At 70.2% G+C, this 17,267-nt stretch carries 16 protein-coding genes and 1 pseudogene (1 of these 17 running past the window's edge); 10 read left to right on the top strand and 7 right to left on the bottom strand.

The genetic code is table 11. From position 1 onward, the window contains the following. The first annotated feature begins 38 nt into the window (after positions 1-38). From pflA to ADK54_RS33695, 8 genes are all read left to right on the top strand, one after another. A complete protein-coding gene (pflA, locus tag ADK54_RS33660) occupies positions 39-869 on the top strand; it encodes a pyruvate formate-lyase-activating protein (protein WP_078966824.1) in 831 nt (276 codons plus the stop codon). 147 nt (positions 870-1,016) lie between these two features. Further along, entirely contained in the window at positions 1,017-1,451 is a 435-nt protein-coding gene (locus ADK54_RS33665; protein WP_053729586.1) for an ester cyclase, read from the top strand. A 134-nt stretch (positions 1,452-1,585) separates the two neighbouring features. After that, positions 1,586-2,707, top strand: coding sequence for a hypothetical protein (locus tag ADK54_RS33670; protein ID WP_053729587.1), 1,122 nt, complete (start codon positions 1,586-1,588; stop codon positions 2,705-2,707). Continuing rightward, positions 2,704-5,004, top strand: a complete 2,301-nt coding sequence (locus ADK54_RS33675; protein ID WP_053729588.1) for a molybdopterin oxidoreductase family protein — start codon at positions 2,704-2,706, stop codon at positions 5,002-5,004. Before ADK54_RS33670 ends, ADK54_RS33675 begins: the two co-directional genes overlap by 4 nt. A gap of 8 nt (positions 5,005-5,012) precedes the next feature. Next, positions 5,013-5,672 carry a 4Fe-4S dicluster domain-containing protein gene (locus ADK54_RS33680; protein ID WP_053729589.1) on the top strand — a complete coding sequence of 220 codons (660 nt, stop codon included), beginning with the start codon at positions 5,013-5,015 and terminating at the stop codon, positions 5,670-5,672. Beyond that, on the top strand, positions 5,669-6,322 hold the full coding sequence (locus ADK54_RS33685) for a ubiquinol-cytochrome c reductase iron-sulfur subunit (protein ID WP_053729590.1): 654 nt from the start codon (positions 5,669-5,671) through the stop codon (positions 6,320-6,322). The genes ADK54_RS33680 and ADK54_RS33685 overlap by 4 nt, the downstream gene beginning before the upstream one ends. Further along, positions 6,319-6,744, top strand: coding sequence for a hypothetical protein (locus ADK54_RS33690; protein WP_053729591.1), 426 nt, complete (start codon positions 6,319-6,321; stop codon positions 6,742-6,744). Before ADK54_RS33685 ends, ADK54_RS33690 begins: the two co-directional genes overlap by 4 nt. Positions 6,745-6,971: 227 nt before the next feature. Continuing rightward, complete coding sequence (locus tag ADK54_RS33695) at positions 6,972-7,175, top strand: hypothetical protein (RefSeq protein ID WP_053729592.1); 204 nt, start codon at positions 6,972-6,974, stop codon at positions 7,173-7,175. Between the two features lie 16 nt (positions 7,176-7,191). Here the strand turns inward: ADK54_RS33695 and mscL are convergent, their stop codons facing one another. From mscL to ADK54_RS33725, 6 genes are all read right to left on the bottom strand, one after another. Further along, a complete protein-coding gene (mscL, locus tag ADK54_RS33700; RefSeq protein ID WP_078966825.1) occupies positions 7,192-7,641 on the bottom strand; it encodes a large conductance mechanosensitive channel protein MscL in 450 nt (149 codons plus the stop codon). Positions 7,642-7,764: 123 nt separating this feature from the next. Next, positions 7,765-8,328, bottom strand: coding sequence for an RcpC/CpaB family pilus assembly protein (locus tag ADK54_RS33705; RefSeq protein ID WP_053729638.1), 564 nt, complete (start codon positions 8,326-8,328; stop codon positions 7,765-7,767). A 230-nt stretch (positions 8,329-8,558) separates the two neighbouring features. Next, positions 8,559-9,392: an S-methyl-5'-thioadenosine phosphorylase gene (locus ADK54_RS33710; RefSeq protein ID WP_053729639.1), complete on the bottom strand. Its 834-nt coding sequence runs from the start codon at positions 9,390-9,392 to the stop codon at positions 8,559-8,561. Between the two features lie 76 nt (positions 9,393-9,468). After that, entirely contained in the window at positions 9,469-9,783 is a 315-nt protein-coding gene (locus ADK54_RS33715) for an FmdB family zinc ribbon protein (protein ID WP_053729593.1), read from the bottom strand. A 69-nt stretch (positions 9,784-9,852) separates the two neighbouring features. Then, positions 9,853-11,124, bottom strand: a complete 1,272-nt coding sequence (locus ADK54_RS33720; protein ID WP_053729594.1) for an MFS transporter — start codon at positions 11,122-11,124, stop codon at positions 9,853-9,855. Between the two features lie 295 nt (positions 11,125-11,419). Then, the gene (locus ADK54_RS33725) at positions 11,420-13,003 is read right to left on the bottom strand and encodes a potassium/proton antiporter (protein ID WP_078966828.1); all 1,584 of its coding nucleotides are present in this window, start codon (positions 13,001-13,003) and stop codon (positions 11,420-11,422) included. A gap of 237 nt (positions 13,004-13,240) precedes the next feature. Here ADK54_RS33725 and ADK54_RS33730 point away from each other — a divergent pair, with 237 nt between their 5' ends. Further along, positions 13,241-15,994 carry a penicillin acylase family protein gene (locus tag ADK54_RS33730; protein WP_053729595.1) on the top strand — a complete coding sequence of 918 codons (2,754 nt, stop codon included), beginning with the start codon at positions 13,241-13,243 and terminating at the stop codon, positions 15,992-15,994. 23 nt (positions 15,995-16,017) lie between these two features. Here ADK54_RS33730 and ADK54_RS33735 read toward each other — a convergent pair whose 3' ends face one another. Beyond that, on the bottom strand, positions 16,018-16,611 hold the full coding sequence (locus ADK54_RS33735; RefSeq protein WP_053729596.1) for a 5-formyltetrahydrofolate cyclo-ligase: 594 nt from the start codon (positions 16,609-16,611) through the stop codon (positions 16,018-16,020). Positions 16,612-16,704: 93 nt separating this feature from the next. Between ADK54_RS33735 and galU the strand changes: the two are divergent. Further along, positions 16,705-17,267, top strand: a pseudogene (galU, locus tag ADK54_RS33740) (UTP--glucose-1-phosphate uridylyltransferase GalU); it runs 332 nt beyond the window's last position.

The following is a 17,267-nucleotide window of genomic DNA, read 5'->3' on the forward strand; positions in this document are numbered from 1 at the left end:
ACCCCTCCCCGCACTCCACCCCCAGGAAGGTCCCTGCCATGGCCGTTCTGCTCAGCCCCGAGTTCCCCGTCGGCCGGCCGGCCCGCGTCGGCGGGGATGAGGACGCCACTACGCTCGCCGGGGCGGCCACGCGTCGGCCGATCGTCGGCTCTGTGCACTCCTGGGACCTGTCGACCGGCGTCGACGGTCCGGGCACGCGCTTCGTCACCTTCCTCTCGGGCTGCCCGCTGACCTGCCTGTACTGCCACAACCCCGACACCTGGCGGATGCGCAACGGCAAGCGCACCACCGCGGACGACGTGGTCGCCGAGGCCGCGAAGTACACGACGTTCATCCGCGCCGCGGGCGGCGGCGCCACGGTGAGCGGCGGCGAACCGCTGCTCCAGCCCGTCTTCGCCGGTGAGCTGCTGCACCGCTACAAACACGAGCTGGGGCTGCACACCGCCCTGGACACCTCCGGTTTCCTCGGCACCCGGGCCACCGACGCGCTGCTGCGCGACGTGGACCTGGTGCTGCTCGACATCAAGTCCTGGGACCGTGAGACGTACAGGAAGGCCACGGGCCGGCCGTTGCAGCCGACGCTGGATTTCGCCCGTCGTCTCGCGGACCTCGGCAAGGAGGTCCATGTCCGCTTCGTTCTGGTCCCGGGTCTGACCGACGACCCCGCCAACATCGAGGGCGTCGCCTCCTTCGCCTCCTCTCTCGGCAATGTGTCCCGCGTCGACGTCCTTCCGTTCCACAAACTGGGCGAGGGCAAGTGGCAGGCCCTCGGCATGAACTTCACCCTCCACGACACCCCGTCCCCCACGGCCGCCCGGGTGGCGGCGGCCCGGGAGGCCTTCACCGCGCACGGGTTGTACGCGGTCTGAAGCGGTCGCGGCGCACGTGGCTGCGTCCGAGTGAACCTCTGTGATCGCCGGGCTCGTCGCGGTGGTGGACGGGGAACCCCAGTGGTGACGCTTCGGGCCCTGTGTGCCGTTCCGGCGTCACCAAGCGAACGCGACGAGAGGTTCCGGGTGTCAACCGAAGAGAACAAGAAGCTGGTGCGCCGCTTCTACCAGGAGATCGACGCGGGCAACATCGATGCCCTGGACGAGCTCGTGGTCGAGGACTACCAGGACCACTCACCGCCGCCCTTTCCCGGGTTCGGACCGGGTCGTGAGGGGCTCAAGGAGGCGTTCCGTCTGTTCTGGGAGTCCACGCCCGGCACCCACACGATCGAGGACCAGATCGCGGAGGGCGACAAGGTCGTGACCCGGCTGACGGCTCGTGGAGTCCATGAGGGGGACCTCCCGGGCATCCCGCGCACCGGCAAGCAGATGGAGATGACGGCGGTGGTGATCCATCGCATCGAGAACGGCCGGCTGGCCGAAAAGTGGTCGGAGAGGGACCTCCTTCGCCTTCTTCAGGAACTTGATGTCGTGCCGACGCCCGACGGGGCTGCGGGCTAGCGAGTGCGGCTGGTTGCGCCCTTCCGGAGCCCGGCCGCAGTCGGCTCGGCTCCGGCGCGGCAAGGGCCGAGCGGACTCACCCCGTTGATCGCTAAAACAGGTAGTTGATGCCGGAATGTACCTAGCGTGAGGGGGTGACCGAGCCACCCGCACCCCCCGCCGCACCTCCGGACGCCTCCTCCCCGGGTGTGCCACCGCCACCGGTGCCGGCCGTCGCCCCCGCGCCCGCCCCGCGTTCCGTGGCGCTGCGCGCGACGCTGGCCGGTACGGCCGTCTCCGTTCTGCTCATCCTGGCCATCGTGTTCGGCAGCCGGCTGCTCCAGGACTTCGACTCCGCGCTCCTTCCGTACGCGGTCGCCACCGTCTTCCTGGCCTTCGGTGTCGCCTACCGCTACACCGTGTGGATCTCCTCTCCGGGCGCCCGCCGCCTGTTCAAGCAGGGCTGGCGGAGCCTGTTCTCGGCGGCCAACTTCCGTAGGGCGCCCACCGCCCTGCCGAAGATGATCGCCACCTATCTCGGCTTCCAGAAGTTCCTGGGCGCTCGCTCGCACGCCCGCTGGGCCGCGCACCAGCTGATCTTCTGGGGCTGCATCCTGGCCGCCGCGATCACGTTCCCGCTGACCTGGGGCTGGTTCACGTTCACCTCGGGGTCCGGCTCGGGCCCCGGATACGAGATGCGGATCTGGGGGTTCAAGATCCTCGGCTTCGACTCGCTGAGCGTTGCCGGCTGGCTGATGTTCCACGGCCTGGACATCGCCGCCGTCCTGGTGATCCCCGGCGCCTCGTACTTCCTGTGGCGGCGGATGAAGGACCGCGGCGCCATCACCGGCCAGCGCTTCGCCTACGACCTCGTCCCGCTGATCGCGCTGATCGTCATCTCCGTGACGGGGCTCCTCCTCACCTTCTCGTCGATCTTCCTGCACGGCGGTGGCTACCAGTTCCTGGCGGTCCTGCACATGGTCTCGGTCGTCTTCACCCTCATCTACATCCCGTTCGGGAAGTTCTTCCACATCGTGCAGCGGCCGGCCGCGGTCGGCATGCAGCTCTTCAAGTACACGGCCCGCCAGGACGCGCAGGTCTTCCCGTGCAAGCGCTGCGGCGAGCCGATCGACACCGCCCCGTACGTCGAGAACCTGCGGGGCACCATGCGCGATCTGAACCTCGACTTCGACGCCTGGGCCCAGTACTGCCCGCGCTGCAAGCGGGTGCTGCGCGGCAGCGCCTACCTCAGCCACGTCAAGAAGGGCTTCAAGTGAGCAGCCGGCCCATTCCGCTCGACCCTTCGATCGCGCCGCCCGGCACCCGCAACTTCCGGGACGCGGGCGGCATCCCGGCCGACCAGTGGCACGCCGACCAGAACGGCGAGACCCTCGTCCCCACCCACTGCTGCTTCTGCGGGGTGCAGTGCGGCATGTATCTGCGGGTGGACCGGGCGGGCAAGGTGTTCGGGGTCGAGCCCCGCAATCACGACATCAACCGGATGCGCCTGTGCCCGAAGGGCATCAACGCCTACCAGCAGGTCAATCACCCCGACCGGCTGACCTCGCCGCTGATGCGCCGCTCTCGCGACGAGCCGTTCCGCGAGGTCTCCTGGGAGGAGGCGCTCGACTTCACGGTCGCCGAGATCCGCCGTATCCAGTCCGCCCACGGCAACGACGCGTTCGGGCTGCTCGGCGGGGCGAGCTTGTTCTCCGAGAAGACGTACCTGGTCGGCAAGTTCGGCCGGGTCGCCCTCAAGACGCGGCACGTCGACTACAACGGCCGGCTGTGCATGGTCTCCGCCGCCGGCGCCAACAAGCTGGCCTTCGGCATCGACCGGGCGGGCAACCCGTTCTCCGACATCCTGCTCACCGACTGCCTGCTGATCGCCGGGTCCAATGTGGGGGAGTGCTTCCCCGTCATGACCCAGTACCTGTGGGGCGCCCGGGACCGCGGGGCCAGTCTCATCGTGGTCGACCCGCGCGAGACGGCCATCGCGCGCACCGCCGACATCCACGTCGCGCTGCGGCCCGGCACCGACGCGGCTTTCTTCAACGCCGTACTGAACGTGGTCATCCAGGAGGACCTCGTCGACAAGGAGTTCCTCGCCGAGCACACCACCGGCTGGGACGAGGTGTGCGCGGCGGTCGCCTCCGTCACCCCCGATGTGGCCGCCGAGATCTGCGGGATTCCCGCCTCCCAGGTGGTGCAGGTCGCCCGGGCCTTCGCGGGCGCCGACCGGGCGATGGCCTGGCACGCGCGGGGCATCGAGCATCATTCGCAGGGTGTCGAGAACTGCCTGACCGTCATCAATCTCTGTACGGCCACCGGCAACCTCGGCAAGCCCGGCGCCGGTTACGGCACCATCACAGGCCAGGGCAACGGCCAGGGCGGGCGGGAGCACGGGCAGAAGTCCGATCTGCTGCCAGGTGGGCGTTCCATCTCGAATCCGGAGCACCGGCGGCAGATCTGTGAGATTTGGGGCATCGAGGAGTCCGAACTGCCGCCCGCAGGGACCTCGATGATGGAAATGGTCTGGCAGATGCAGCGCGAGGAGATCCGCGGTCTGATCGGCATCTGCAACAACCCGTTCGTCTCCCTTCCCAACTACACGACGGTGAAGGCTGGTTACGACACTCTGGAGTTCCACGCCCAATTCGATTTCTTCCTTTCGGAGACCGCGGCCAACGCGCATGTCGTCTTCCCCGTCACCACCTGGGCCGAGGACGAGGGCGTGATGGCGAACGCCGAGGCCAGGGTGGTCAAGCACAACAAGGCGCAGGAGCCGCCCGGGGGCGTGCGCACCGACACCTGGGTGATGTGCCAGCTGGCCGGGCGCCTGGGCGTGGGTGACAAGTTCGCCTATCCGGGCTCCCGCGAGGTGTTCGAGGAGCTGCGGATCGCGTCGGCCGGAACGGTGAACGACTACTACGGCATCACCTACGAGCGTCTGGAGGAGACCGGCGGTATCGCCTGGCCCTGCCCCACCACGGACCATCCGGGCACGCCCCGCCTGTTCGAGGGAGGGAGGACCTTCCACCCGGACGGCAAGGTCCACATGCAGGTCGTCGAGTGGCATCCGCCGATGGATCCGTACGACGAGGAGCATCCGATGTCGCTGACCACGGGCCGTACCGTGGCGCACTTCCTGTCCGGCAACCAGACGCGGCGGCTCGGCGCGCTCGTCGAGCAGACCCCGCGCCCCTGGGTGGAGGTCCATCCTTCGCACGGGTTCCGCAACGGAGATCCGGTGCGGGTGGTGACCCGGCGCGGCAGCGAGGTCTTTCCGGCGCTGGTGACCGAGGCGATCCGGCCCGACACGGTGTTCATCCCGTACCACTGGCCGGTCCCGACGGCCGCGAACGCGCTCACCATCGATGCCCTCGACCCCCGTTCCAAGATCCCCGAGTACAAGGTGTGCGCCTGCCGGATCGAGGCCGCCGATCGGATCGACGAGGTGCCGGCGCCGCCGACCGCGCCGGGCCACGAGGCGTACCCGGCGACGCAGGTCTCGCGCACCGACCCCCTGCCGCCCACGTCCCCGCAGGGCCGTGGCACCTCGGAGAGGAGCTGACGCCCGCCATGATGGGCAGAACGATCTTCATCGACCCGGGGCGCTGCATCGGCTGCCAGGCCTGTGTGTCGGCCTGCCGCGAGTGCGACTCGCATCGCGGCAAGTCCATGATCCATCTCGACTATCCCGACGAGGGTCATTCCGTTGCCTCCCTTCCGACCGTCTGCATGCACTGCGAGGACCCGGTCGCCCCGTGTGCCGAGGTGTGTCCCGCCGACGCGATCCTGGTGACTGCGGACGGGGTGGTGCAGCAGGCCGACACGACCCGCTGCATCGGCTGCGCGAACTGCGTGAACGCCTGCCCCTTCGGCGTACCGAAGATCGACCTCCAGGCGAAGCTGCAGATGAAGTGCAACCTCTGCTACGACCGCACCGCGTACGGCCTGGCCCCCATGTGCGCCACGGTCTGCCCGACCGGTGCGCTGTTCTACGGGACGGTCGAGGAGCTCCTCGCGGAGCGCCCCGGCGTCCAGGTCGCCGACTCCTTCACGTTCGGCGACGTCGTCGTCTCCACCGGCGTGGCCATGGTGGTGCCCGCCGACAAGGTCCAGTGGCCGGTGCCCGGCGGCCTCCCGATCGTCGAGGTGAATGGAAGAGCCGTGAACGCAGCCAACTCCGGCCCGGGTGGCGGCGGGCGACGGGCGGGCGGCAAGGACGTCCGCCGATGAGCGTCACCGACCAGTCGCCCGCCGCTCCCGATCCCGGCGCGGATCCCGCCCGGGCCGCCCTCCACGACCGCATCGCCGCCGACTCCCTCACGACCCGCCGCGACTATCTCCGCATCGTCGCCACCGTCTCGGGCGGCCTCGCCGTCGGCGGCGTCGCCGTGGCCGGGGGAGTGCTGCACCGGCACGGTGACAGCGACGATCCGCCCGACGCCAAGCGCGTCGCGGCCGTGCTCGCCCCGGGTGAGTCCGTCGCCTTCCGCTTCCCCGGCGAGGACGACCGCGCGGTCGCCGTCCGCCTCACCGACGGCACCCTCGTCGGCTACTCCGCCGTGTGTACGCACCTGGCCTGCGGGGTGCTGTGGCGCGAGGACCGCGGTGCCGAGGGCGAGCTGTACTGCCCGTGCCACGAAGGGGTCTTCGACGCCCGCACCGGCGAGGTCACCGCAGGGCCGCCGCCGCGCCCGCTGCCCAAGGTGCTCCTCATCGAGGAGGCCGACGGCAGCGTCTGGGCGGTGGCCACGGCGCGCTCCGGTGAGAGCGTCAAGGACGCCATGTGCCGCCAGTTCGCCGACAAGCGGCCCGACATGGCGGCCCGCATGGGCTGCCCCGCCGCGAACGCGAAGTCGGACGAGAGGAGCGAGCGGACATGAGCACCGACGGCGACGCCGCCCGCGGCCGGGCCTCCGATGGCGGGCCCGGCCCGGGCGAGGGCCTCCCGGTCCCCCCGCGGCCCCCGTACACCCCGGGCTCCGCACAGCCCCGGCTCAACCGGCCGGTCCACGAGCGCTACCCGCAGATCCGCGCCACCAGCGGCTACGGCGACCCGCGGATCCGGCACACCGGGCCGGGCCCGGGCGCCGGCAGCGAGCAGGAGCCGGAACGCTCCTCGAAGCTGACGGCCCGCCTCACCCTGGCGATCACCGTGGTCATCGGCCAGCTGTGGGGTCTGACCGTGGTGGTCAACGAGTGGATGCGCGGCAGCGCCGGCACCGCCTGGTGGGGCGCGGGGTTCCTCTGTCTGTCGTTCCTGGTGGTCCTCGGCCTCTGGCTGCTCGACCCGAAGGACCGCTGAGCGCAGGCCGGTGAGGCGCGGTTCCGCCGACCGGAAGACCTCTGAGCGGGGGCCGCCGAATAGCGGTGCCGCCGACCGGAAGACCGCTGTCCGGGCTCCGTACGCCACTGCCCGGAGGGCCGCTGAGGCCACCGTCCGCAGGAGGGGCGACGCGGGGGCCGCCGACCGGCCCGCGTACCCCGTCCCGACCCGCCGTACCCCGTCCCGACCCGCCGTACCCTTGACGTATGAGCACCGCCCCCGCCCCCGGACCGCGCGACCGGGAATCAGCGCCCAAGGAGCAGTCCAAGCCGACGCTGGTCTTCGACGATCCGCTGGACCAGCAATCGGCGGACGACACGGACCGCGGGTGGGGCGAGCGGCCCGCTTCCGCGGGCAGCGCCGCCGACCTGGCACGCTTCCTCGACGAGAAGCCGCCCCACCACATCTGAGCCGTACGAGACGGCGCTACGACTCGCTGGGGCCGCGCTGGGCGACCAGGGCGTCGCGGATCTCCTTCAGCACTTCCAGCTCGCTGACCTCCATCGTCTCGCGCACCCCTTCCTTCGCCTTGTCCTGCCGGGCCCGCCGGGCCAGGAACTTGGCCATGGGCAGCACCATCAGGAAGTAGACGACGGCGGCGGTGATGATGAAGCTCAGCAGGGCGCTGAGCACCCCGCCCCAGGCGATCTGGATCCCCGAGCCGGCGGTGCAGGGGCCCTTCAGGCAGGAGGTGTAGCTCTCCAGGTCCTTGGTGCCGAACGCGCCGACCAGCGGGTTGATCACGCCCTTCACGACCGAGTTCACGACGTTGGTGAACGCGGCGCCGATCACCACGGCGACAGCCAGGTCGATCACATTCCCGCGCATCAGGAAGGCCTTGAAGCCTGCCAGCACGCCTGTCTTCTCCTCGCTCACCAATGAGCCTTTCTTCGCATGTGCAGGGGGCGGAGCAAACTCCTGCGCCACCTTGGACAGGGCGGCCCCGCGCTGTCCAATCCATGCATGCGAACGGGGGACTTGACCGTTCGCCCGTGCGCATCAGCACAACGTCACCGCCAGCCGGGACGTCGTACTCGCGCCGACCAGCGCCCCGGCCGCCTCGCGCGGCACGGCGAGGACGACGAGCGCCCCGGCGTCGGAAGCAGTCCCGCGTGTTTCCGGAACTTCCGTGACCCTGGCGCCCGTTGCCACCACACGGGCTTGATCGCCGCCCGCCGAGGGCGAGTTGGGGGAGGCGATCACATCGACCCGGTCGCCGGGCTTCAGCAGCCGTACGGTCTCCGCGTCCGCGATCCGTACCGGCGCCGACACCAGCGCGGCCGGCCGCGCCGGCCCGCGTTCGCGTGGCGCGGGGGCCGCCGGCGGGTGCGTGCGCTCCGCCGCCTGCGGGCTGGAGACGGCGAGGGCCGCCGCCGTGACGGCGAGCCCCGCGGCCACGGCGCGCCGTCGCCTGCGCATCGCGCGGCGCAGCCGGTGCTTTCCGCCGCGCACCCGCAGCGGCGGGAAGAACGGCACGCCGCCGGGCTCGGGCGCGGGCACGGGAGGCAGGAAGGGGAGCGGGCGGGGGGCGGGCGAGGCGGGTGACGCGGAACCTGCGGACATGGTGATCACTGCCGATCGTGAGGAGCCTGTGCTGCTCGGACGTTCCTCACGATCCCCTGCCCCGCGGGATTTCGTCGGGGCCTGTGGACCACCGCCCGCCTGTGGACAACTCGCTCACCCGGAAGGGGAGTTCAGGACCGAATCCTGATCGCGGGCCGGCCCGCCACGCCGGCCTGCCAACCCGGCCCGGCGCCCGCCGGAAAGCGCCCGGCGCCGGGCTCGCGTCACGCTTACGGCAGCTCGATGCCCAGGTCCCAGCCGTCGTGCGCATGCATGCACAGGCAGTCGCGGTCCTCGGTGGCCGGAAGGGCTGCGACCGCGTCGAAGAGCACCTCGCGCAGGCGCGCCACGTTCTCGCCGAACACCCGCAGGACCTCGGCGTGCGAGACGCCCTCACCGGTCTCTGCGCCCGCGTCCAGGTCGGTGACCAGCGACAACGAGGTGTAGCAGAGCTCCAGTTCGCGGGCGAGGTAGGCCTCGGGGTGCCCGGTCATGCCGACCACCGACCAGCCCATCGATGCGTGCCACTTCGATTCGGCGCGGGTCGAGAAGCGGGGGCCCTCGACGACGACCATGGTGCCGCCGTCCACGGCCTGCCAGCCGCGTCCGTCGGCCGCGCCCAGGGCCGCCTTGCGGCCGCTCGGGCAGTACGGGTCGGCGAACGTGGTGTGCACGACGTTCGGGACCGTGCCGTCGGGCAGCGGAAGGCCGTCGAAGAAGGTCTGGACGCGCGCCTTCGTGCGGTCCACCAGCTGGTCCGGCACGAGCAGCGTGCCCGGCCCGTACTCCTCGCGCAAGCCGCCGACCGCGCACGGCCCGAGCACCTGGCGCACCCCGACCGAACGCAGCGCCCACAGGTTGGCGCGGTAGTTGATGCGGTGCGGGGGCAGGTGGTGGCCGCGGCCGTGGCGGGGCAGGAAGGCCACCTTCCGGCCGGCGATCTCGCCGAGGAAGAGCGAGTCGCTGGGGGAGCCGTAGGGAGTGTCCACCTGGACCTCGGTGACGTCCTCCAGGAACGAGTAGAACCCCGAGCCGCCGATGACGCCGATCTCTGCGTTAACCATGCCGGTCACACTAACCGTGGCCGTGAACGGCAGAACCCCCGCCGTAGGACGGCGGGGGTTCTGTACCGAGGTGGGGTCAGGCAGCGCTCGACGAGGACGAGCCGGAGCTCGACGACGACGCGGCCGGCTTGGAGTCCGAGCTCGACGACGTCGAGGTCTTCGACGCGGACGAACCGGAACTCGACGACGACGCGGGCGAGCTGCTCGACGACGCGCCGCGGCTGTCGTTGCGGTAGAAGCCGGAGCCCTTGAAGACGATGCCGACCGCCGAGAACACCTTCTTCAGGCGTCCGTCGCAGTTCGGGCATACGGTCAGGGCGTCATCGGTGAACTTCTGCACCGCCTCGAGGCCCTCGCCGCACTCGGTGCACTGATACTGGTAGGTCGGCACTGTGTCTTCCTCCTGGCACTCTCACTCATTGAGTGCTAACGACGGTCCATAGTGACGTATTCCCCGGGATCAGTCCACCGTGACGGGGACACGGTGACCGACGCCACGCGCCACGGTACGTGCCGCCTGGCGCGGCGAGAGCCGGGAGCGCAGTGCGAGCAGCGTGACGAGGGCCAGCGCCGTGCCCGCCATCGGCACCAGGAATCCGGCGGTCGAACCGTGGGCGTCGGTCAGCCGTCCGGCGACGGTGACGGCGGCGGCCTGGCCCAGCGCGACCGCGCCGGTCAGCCAGGTGAACGCCTCGGTGCGGGAGGTCGCCGGGACCAGCGTCTCGACCAGCGTGTAGCCGGTGATCAGGGCCGGGGCGATGCACAGGCCGACGATCAGGCCGAGGCCGCCGAGCAGCAGCGCGGAGTGCGCCGCCCACAGGCCGGAGGCCGCCAGGGTGAGCGCCGCGTAGCCGGCGATCAGCCGGGTGCGGGGCGCGGACTTCCAGGCGATGGCGCCGCAGGCGATGCCCGCCAGCATGTTTCCGGCGGCGAAGATGCCGTACAGGACGCCGTTGATGCCGGGGTTGCCGATCTCTTCCGCGAAGGCGGTCAGGGAGACCTGCATGCCGCCGAAGACCGCACCGATGCCGAGGAAGGCCATCGCCAGGACGCGGACGCCCGGGATGGACAGCGCGGAGGTGTGCTCGGCCGCCTCGTGTTCGGCGGCGCTGCGCACCGGCGGCTGGGTGCCGCGCTGGGCCGCGAACAGGAGGCCGCCGACGAGGGTCAGCGACGCCTCGGCGATGAGCCCTGCGGCCGGGTGGACGCTGGTGCACAGGGCGGTCGCCAGGACCGGGCCGATGACGAAGGTGAACTCGTCGGTGACCGACTCGAAGGCGGCGGCGGTCGCCATCAGGGGCGAGCCGTCGAGCTTGCTGGCCCAGCGGGCCCGCACCATGGGGCCGACCTGCGGGACGGAGGCGCCGGTGGGCACGGCGGCGATGAACAGCGCCCACAGGGGCGCGCCGGCCAGTGCGAGGGCGGTCAGCGCGGACACCGAGGCCGCGTGGACGAGGACGCCGGGCACCAGGACCGCGCGCTGTCCGAAGCGGTCCGCGAGCTTGCCGCTCTGCGGGGCGAACAGCGCCATGGACACGCCGGTGAAGGCGGCGACCGCGCCCGCGCCCCCGTAGGAGCCGGTGGTGTGCTGGACGAGCAGGAGGATGCCGATGGTGAGCATCGCGAAGGGCTGCCGGGCGGCGAAGCCGGGCAGGAGGAAGGACAGTGCGCCAGGTGTGCGCAGAAGCTGCCCGTAACCGGGCCGCTTGTCAGAAGTGACCGTGGATGCCACGGCCCCTTGCCTTTCTGCCGCCTGGTAGCGCGCCCCATGCACAGATCTGTGGGTGCGGGCGTTGCCGAGAGCTGTCCTCTTGCGCGGAACTGCGGTAGATGCCGGGGGCTACTGCGGGGAGCTCCCGACCGCCATACGGTCGCGCCAGCTCTGCGTCAGGCAGAGTTGGTCGATCAGTGGTGTGCCTTCATGATACAGAGGTTTGGCACTCCGTGCCTACGAATCCGCACGGAGTGCCAAGTTTCGGCCTGTGTTTATTCGGCCGACACGCGGCTTAACGGCGGTGCAACCCGCCTTAATGAGCCGTTCGCCCGGGCTTCGCCTTCTTGGGAGGCTCGCTCGCCTCGCCCCCGGTGCCCAGCCAGCCCGCCAGCTTGCCGCCCTGGCCGACCGCCCGCAGCCGGTTCTCGGCCGCGTCCCGTACCGGATCGGTGGCGACCACCAGGAGCTCGTCGCCGTGCCGCAGCACGGTGGTCGGCCCCGGCACGAAGCTCTTGCCGTCCCGTACGACCAGGGTGACGGCGGCGCCCGGTGGCAGCCTCAGTTCGTGCACCTCGACGCCGTGCATCCTCGACTTCGGGGGGATCGCCACGGAGAGCAGATGGCCGCGCAGCCGCTCCAGGGGGGCCGATTCGACGCCCAGGTCGGCGGCCTCGTCGGAGTCGGAGAGCTGGAGCTTGCGGGCCAGCCACGGCAGCGTCGGACCCTGGATCAGGGTGTAGACGACGACCAGGATGAAGACGATGTTGAAGACCTTCTCGCTGCCGTCGATCCCGGAGACCATGGGGATCGTGGCGAGGATGATCGGTACGGCGCCGCGCAGGCCCGCCCACGACATCAGGGCCTTCTCCTGCCACGGCAGCTTGAACGGCAGGAGGCTGAGCAGCACTTCCAGGGGCCGCGCCACCATGGTGAGGACGAGGCCGATGATCACGGCGGGCCAGAAGTCGGCACCCAGGTTGTGCGGGGTGACCAGGAGGCCGAGCAGGACGAACATGCCGATCTGGGCGATCCAGCCGAGCCCGTCGGCGAAGCCGCGGGTGGCGGGCCAGTGCGGCAGCTTGGCGTTGCCGAGCACCATGGAGGCGAGGTAGACCGCTAGGAAGCCGGAGCCGTGGGCCATGGCGCCGGCCGCGTAGGCGCTCACGGCGATCGCCATCACCGCGATCGGGTAGAGGCCGGAGGCGGGCAGCGCCACATGGCGCAGTCCGTACGATCCGAGCCAGCCCACCGCGAGCCCGATCGAGGCGCCGATGGCGAGCTCCAGGGCTATCTTCCCGACCAGCAGGTACCAGGAGTCGACCGGTCCGGGCGTCGAGAAGGCGACGACCAGGATCACCACGGGGGCGTCGTTGAAGCCGGACTCGGCCTCCAGGACGCCGGTGATGCGCGACGGCAGCGGCACCTTGCGCAGGACCGAGAAGACGGCCGCGGCGTCCGTGGACGACACCACCGCGCCGATGATCAGTGCCTGCCGCCACTCCAGGCCCACCAGATAGTGCGCGCCCGCCGCCGTGACGCCCACGCTCACCGCGACGCCGACGAGCGACAGTACGACGGCCGCCGGCAACGCCGGTCTGATCTCCTTCCACTTGGTGCCCAGACCGCCCTCGGCCAGGATCACCACCAGTGCGGCATAGCCGATCACCTGCGTCAGTTCGGCGTCGTTGAACTTGACGTTGAAGATGCCGTCCTGCCCGATCGCGATCCCGATGCCGAGATACAGGAGCAGGCTGGGGAGCCCGCTGCGGGAGGAGATGCGCACCGCCGCGACGGCGATGAGCAGGACGAGCGAGCAGATGAGCAGGAGTTCGTTGAGCTGGTGGACAGTCAGTGGCCGATCCTTCCCCTCAGGCGCCGCCGGGCACCCCCTGAAAATCGTGCATCCCCAAGTGACTGGTGCGCATCCGGGGACCCCTGGGACGCACCTGGTGAAACGTTCCGTCACTCAAGGTACTTCGTTACCTTACCTAATCTTTGACGCTTTCTTTACGCGAGGGCTCCTCTGCGCGACGCCTCGGTGCGCGAACTCAGACACCGCGTCGGGCGCTGTCAGCGGCTGCGCCTATGGTTGCTCCCAGCACTCCTGGACCACCCTGCCCCTCGAAGGACAGCGATGCCCGCCACCACAACCGCCCCTTCCGCCGGTACGACGGCCGGCAAGACGAGCAGGAAGAGGGGACGCCGCCTGAGGCTGTTCGTCCTCGTCCTGGTGCTGGCGCTGGTCGCGGGCGTCGCCTACGGCGCGTACTGGTCGGTGAGTACCGTCCGCGCCTCGTTCCCGCAGACCACCGGCACCATCAAACTCCCGGGTCTGACCGGCCAGGTCGAGGTCAAGCGCGACGACTACGGCGTCCCGCAGATCTACGCCGACAGCGACGCCGACCTGTTCATGGCGCAGGGCTACGTCCAGGCGCAGGACCGGTTCTACGAGATGGACGTCCGGCGCCACATGACGTCGGGCCGGCTCTCGGAGATGTTCGGCAGCGGCCAGGTCGACACCGACGCCTTCCTGCGCACCCTGGGCTGGCACAAGGTCGCGCAGCAGGAGTACGACACCAAGCTGTCGCCCGCCACCAAGCAGTACCTCCAGGCGTACGCGGCGGGGGTGAACGCGTACCTGAAGGGCAAGGACGGCAAGGACATCTCCGTCGAGTACGCGGCCCTCGGCTTCACCAACGACTACAAGCCGGAGGCCTGGTCTCCGGTCGACTCGGTGGCCTGGCTCAAGGCGATGGCCTGGGACCTGCGGGGCAACATGCAGGACGAGATCGACCGTTCGCTGATGACCAGCAGGCTCAGCCCGAAGCAGATCAACGACCTGTACCCGGCGTACCCCTCCGCCACCCACCGCCCCATCGTCGACGAGGGCTCGTACAACAAGGCCACCGGGAAGTTCGACCCCCAGCGCCCCGCGACGAGCTCGGACGGGACCTCGGGGACCGCGCAGGGCGCCCTCCAGGGCATGCAGAGCCAGCTCTCGGCGCTCTCCGACACCCTGGACAAGATCCCGGCGCTGCTCGGCCCCAACGGCAGCGGCATCGGCTCCAACTCCTGGGTGGTGTCGGGCCAGTACACGACGACCGGCATGCCGCTGCTCGCCAACGACCCGCACCTCGCACCGATGATGCCCTCGCTCTGGTACCAGATGGGCCTGCACTGCCGGACCGTCTCCAGCAAGTGCTCCTACGACGTCGCCGGCTACACCTTCTCCGGCATGCCCGGCGTCGTCATCGGCCACAACCAGGACGTCTCCTGGGGCTTCACCAACCTCGGCGCCGACGTGACCGACCTGTACCTGGAGAAGATCAACGGCTCCAGCTACCTCTACGACAACCAGGAGAAGCCCCTCGCCACGCGCGAGGAGGTCATCAAGGTGGCCGGCGGAGCCAGCAAGACCATCACGATCCGCGAGACCAACAACGGCCCCCTGGTCTCCGACCGCGACGACGAGCTGGAGAAGGTCGGCCAGAAGGCGCCCGTCAACTCCGCGGCCCCCGACCGGGGCACCGGCTACGCGGTCTCCCTGAAGTGGACGGCCCTTGAGCCCGGCAAGTCCATGGACGCGGTGTTCGCGCTGAACCGGGCCACCGACTTCAAGTCCTTCCGGGCCGCCGCCAAGGACTTCGACGTCCCCTCCCAGAACCTGATCTACGCCGACACCAAGGGCAACATCGGCTACCAGGCGCCGGGCAGGATCCCGGTGCGCGCGGACGGTGTCGACGGCACCATGCCGGCGCCCGGCTGGGACTCCAAGTACACGTGGAAGAAGGGCTACATCCCCTTCGACGCGCTGCCGTACGAGTACAACCCCAAGCGCGGCTTCATCGTCACCGCCAACCAGGCCGTGATCGACGACAAGAAGTACCCGTACCTGATCACCAAGGACTGGGGATACGGCACCCGCAGCCAGCGGATCAACGACCTCATCGAGTCGAAGATCAAGGGCGGCGGGAAGATCTCCACCGAGGACATGCAGAAGATGCAGATGGACAACAGCAGCGAGATCGCCGCGCTGCTGACGCCCGCCCTGCTGAAGATCAACGTGTCGGACCCCTCGGTCCGCGAGGCGCAGAAGCTCCTTGAGGGCTGGGACTACACGCAGGAGAACGACTCGGCGGCCGCCGCCTACTTCAACTCGGTGTGGCGCAACGTCCTGAAGCTGGCGTTCGGCAACAAGCTGCCCAAGGAGCTGCGCCCCAAGGGCGAGTGCCTGTACGTGACTCCGCCGGCCGGCACCGGGCCCGTCGACGACCCCAACCAGAAGGTCCAGGAGTGCGGCGAGCGCGACGGCGACTCGACGCAGCCCGACGGCGGCGACCGCTGGTTCGAGGTCGTCCGCAAGATCTTCAACGACCAGAACAACACCTGGTGGCAGTCGCCCGCGACGCGTCTGGACAAGGCCACCACGACCCGCGACCAGCTGCTGGCCCGGGCCATGAAGGACGCCCGCTGGGAGCTGACCGCCAAGCTCGGCAAGGACACCACGACCTGGAGCTGGGGCCGACTGCACCAGATGATCCTGAAGAACCAGACCCTCGGCAAGGAGGGCCCGGGCTTCCTGCAGTACATCCTCAACCGCGGCCCGTGGAACCTGGGCGGCGGCGAGGCCGCCGTCAACGCCACCGGCTGGAACGCGGCGAGCGGCGACTACGGCGTCACCTGGGTCCCCTCGATGCGGATGGTCGTCAACCTCAAGGACTTCGACAAGTCCAAGTGGATCAACCTCACCGGCGCCTCGGGCCACGCCTACAGCGCGCACTACTCGGACCAGACCGGGAAGTGGGCCAAGGGCGAGCTCCTGGACTGGTCGTTCAGCGGCAAGGCGGTCGACGGGTCAACCGTGGACACGCTGAAGCTCACGCCGTAGTACGGGCCTTGTGACACGGGCCTTCAGGCGTTGAAGCGCGTCACCCCGTCGGGGGTGACGACAGCCTGCACGGGGTGGTCGTGCGGTTCCTCCGGGACCCGCGCGACCACCTCGTTCGCGTAGAGGAGCACCACCAGCGCGGGCGCTCGGCCGGACGCCCCGATACGGGCCAGGACCCGGTCGTAGGAGCCGCCGCCCCGGCCGAGCCGCATCCCGCGCGCGTCCACGGCGAGGCCGGGCAGCAGCACGGTGTCCGCGGCCGTCACGGCGTCCGGGCCGAGCCGTTCGCCGTCCGGTTCGAGCAGCCCGCGCCCGGCCGCCACGAGGCGCTCGGGCCCGGCGTAGGCGGCCCAGTCCAGGTCGTTGTCCGCGAGCAGCACCGGAAGCAGCACCCGAACCCCCCGGGCGTGCAGCGCGTGGACGAGGGCGCGGGTGCCCGGTTCGCGGCCCACCGAGACGTACGCGGCCACCGTGGTGGCCGCCGCGAGTTCGGGCAGGGCCAGGGCCCGGTCGGCGAGCGCCAGGGAGGAGGCGAGCAGCTCGTCGTCGCTCAGCTGCTTCCGGGCGGCGAGGAGGCTGCGCCGCAAGAGGGCCTTTTCGGACGTGTCATCACTCACCGTGTCTCTGCAATCCCCTCAAATGCGTGGGTAAGAGAGCGAATTCACCGACGGATCATCTTCCGCACATACGCAGCGGATAGGGTGCCCCGCATGACTCAGTCGCCCCCACGGATCACCAAGGCTGTCATCCCCGCGGCCGGGCTCGGTACCCGGTTCCTTCCGGCCACCAAGGCCACCCCGAAGGAAATGCTGCCGGTGGTGGACAAGCCGGCCATTCAGTACGTGGTGGAGGAGGCGGTGGCGGCGGGCCTGTCGGACATCCTGATGGTGACCGGCCGCAACAAGCGTCCTCTGGAGGACCACTTCGACCGGAACTACGAGCTGGAGTCGGCGCTGACCCGCAAGGGCGACGCGGACCGGCTCGCGAAGGTGCAGGAGTCCAGCGACCTGGCGACCATGCACTACGTACGCCAGGGGGACCCGCGCGGTCTCGGCCACGCGGTGCTGTGCGCGGCCCCGCACGTGGGCAGCCAGCCCTTCGCGGTGCTCCTCGGCGACGACCTGATCGACGCCCGCGACCAGCTCCTTTCGCGGATGGTGGAGATCCAGGAGCACGAGGGCGGCAGCGTGATCGCGCTCATGGAGGTCGATCCCGAACAGATCCACCTCTACGGCTGTGCGGCCGTCGAAACCACCGCCGAGAGTGACGTCGT

The sequence above is a fragment of the Streptomyces sp. WM6378 genome (assembly GCF_001279695.1).
Classification (GTDB): domain Bacteria; phylum Actinomycetota; class Actinomycetes; order Streptomycetales; family Streptomycetaceae; genus Streptomyces.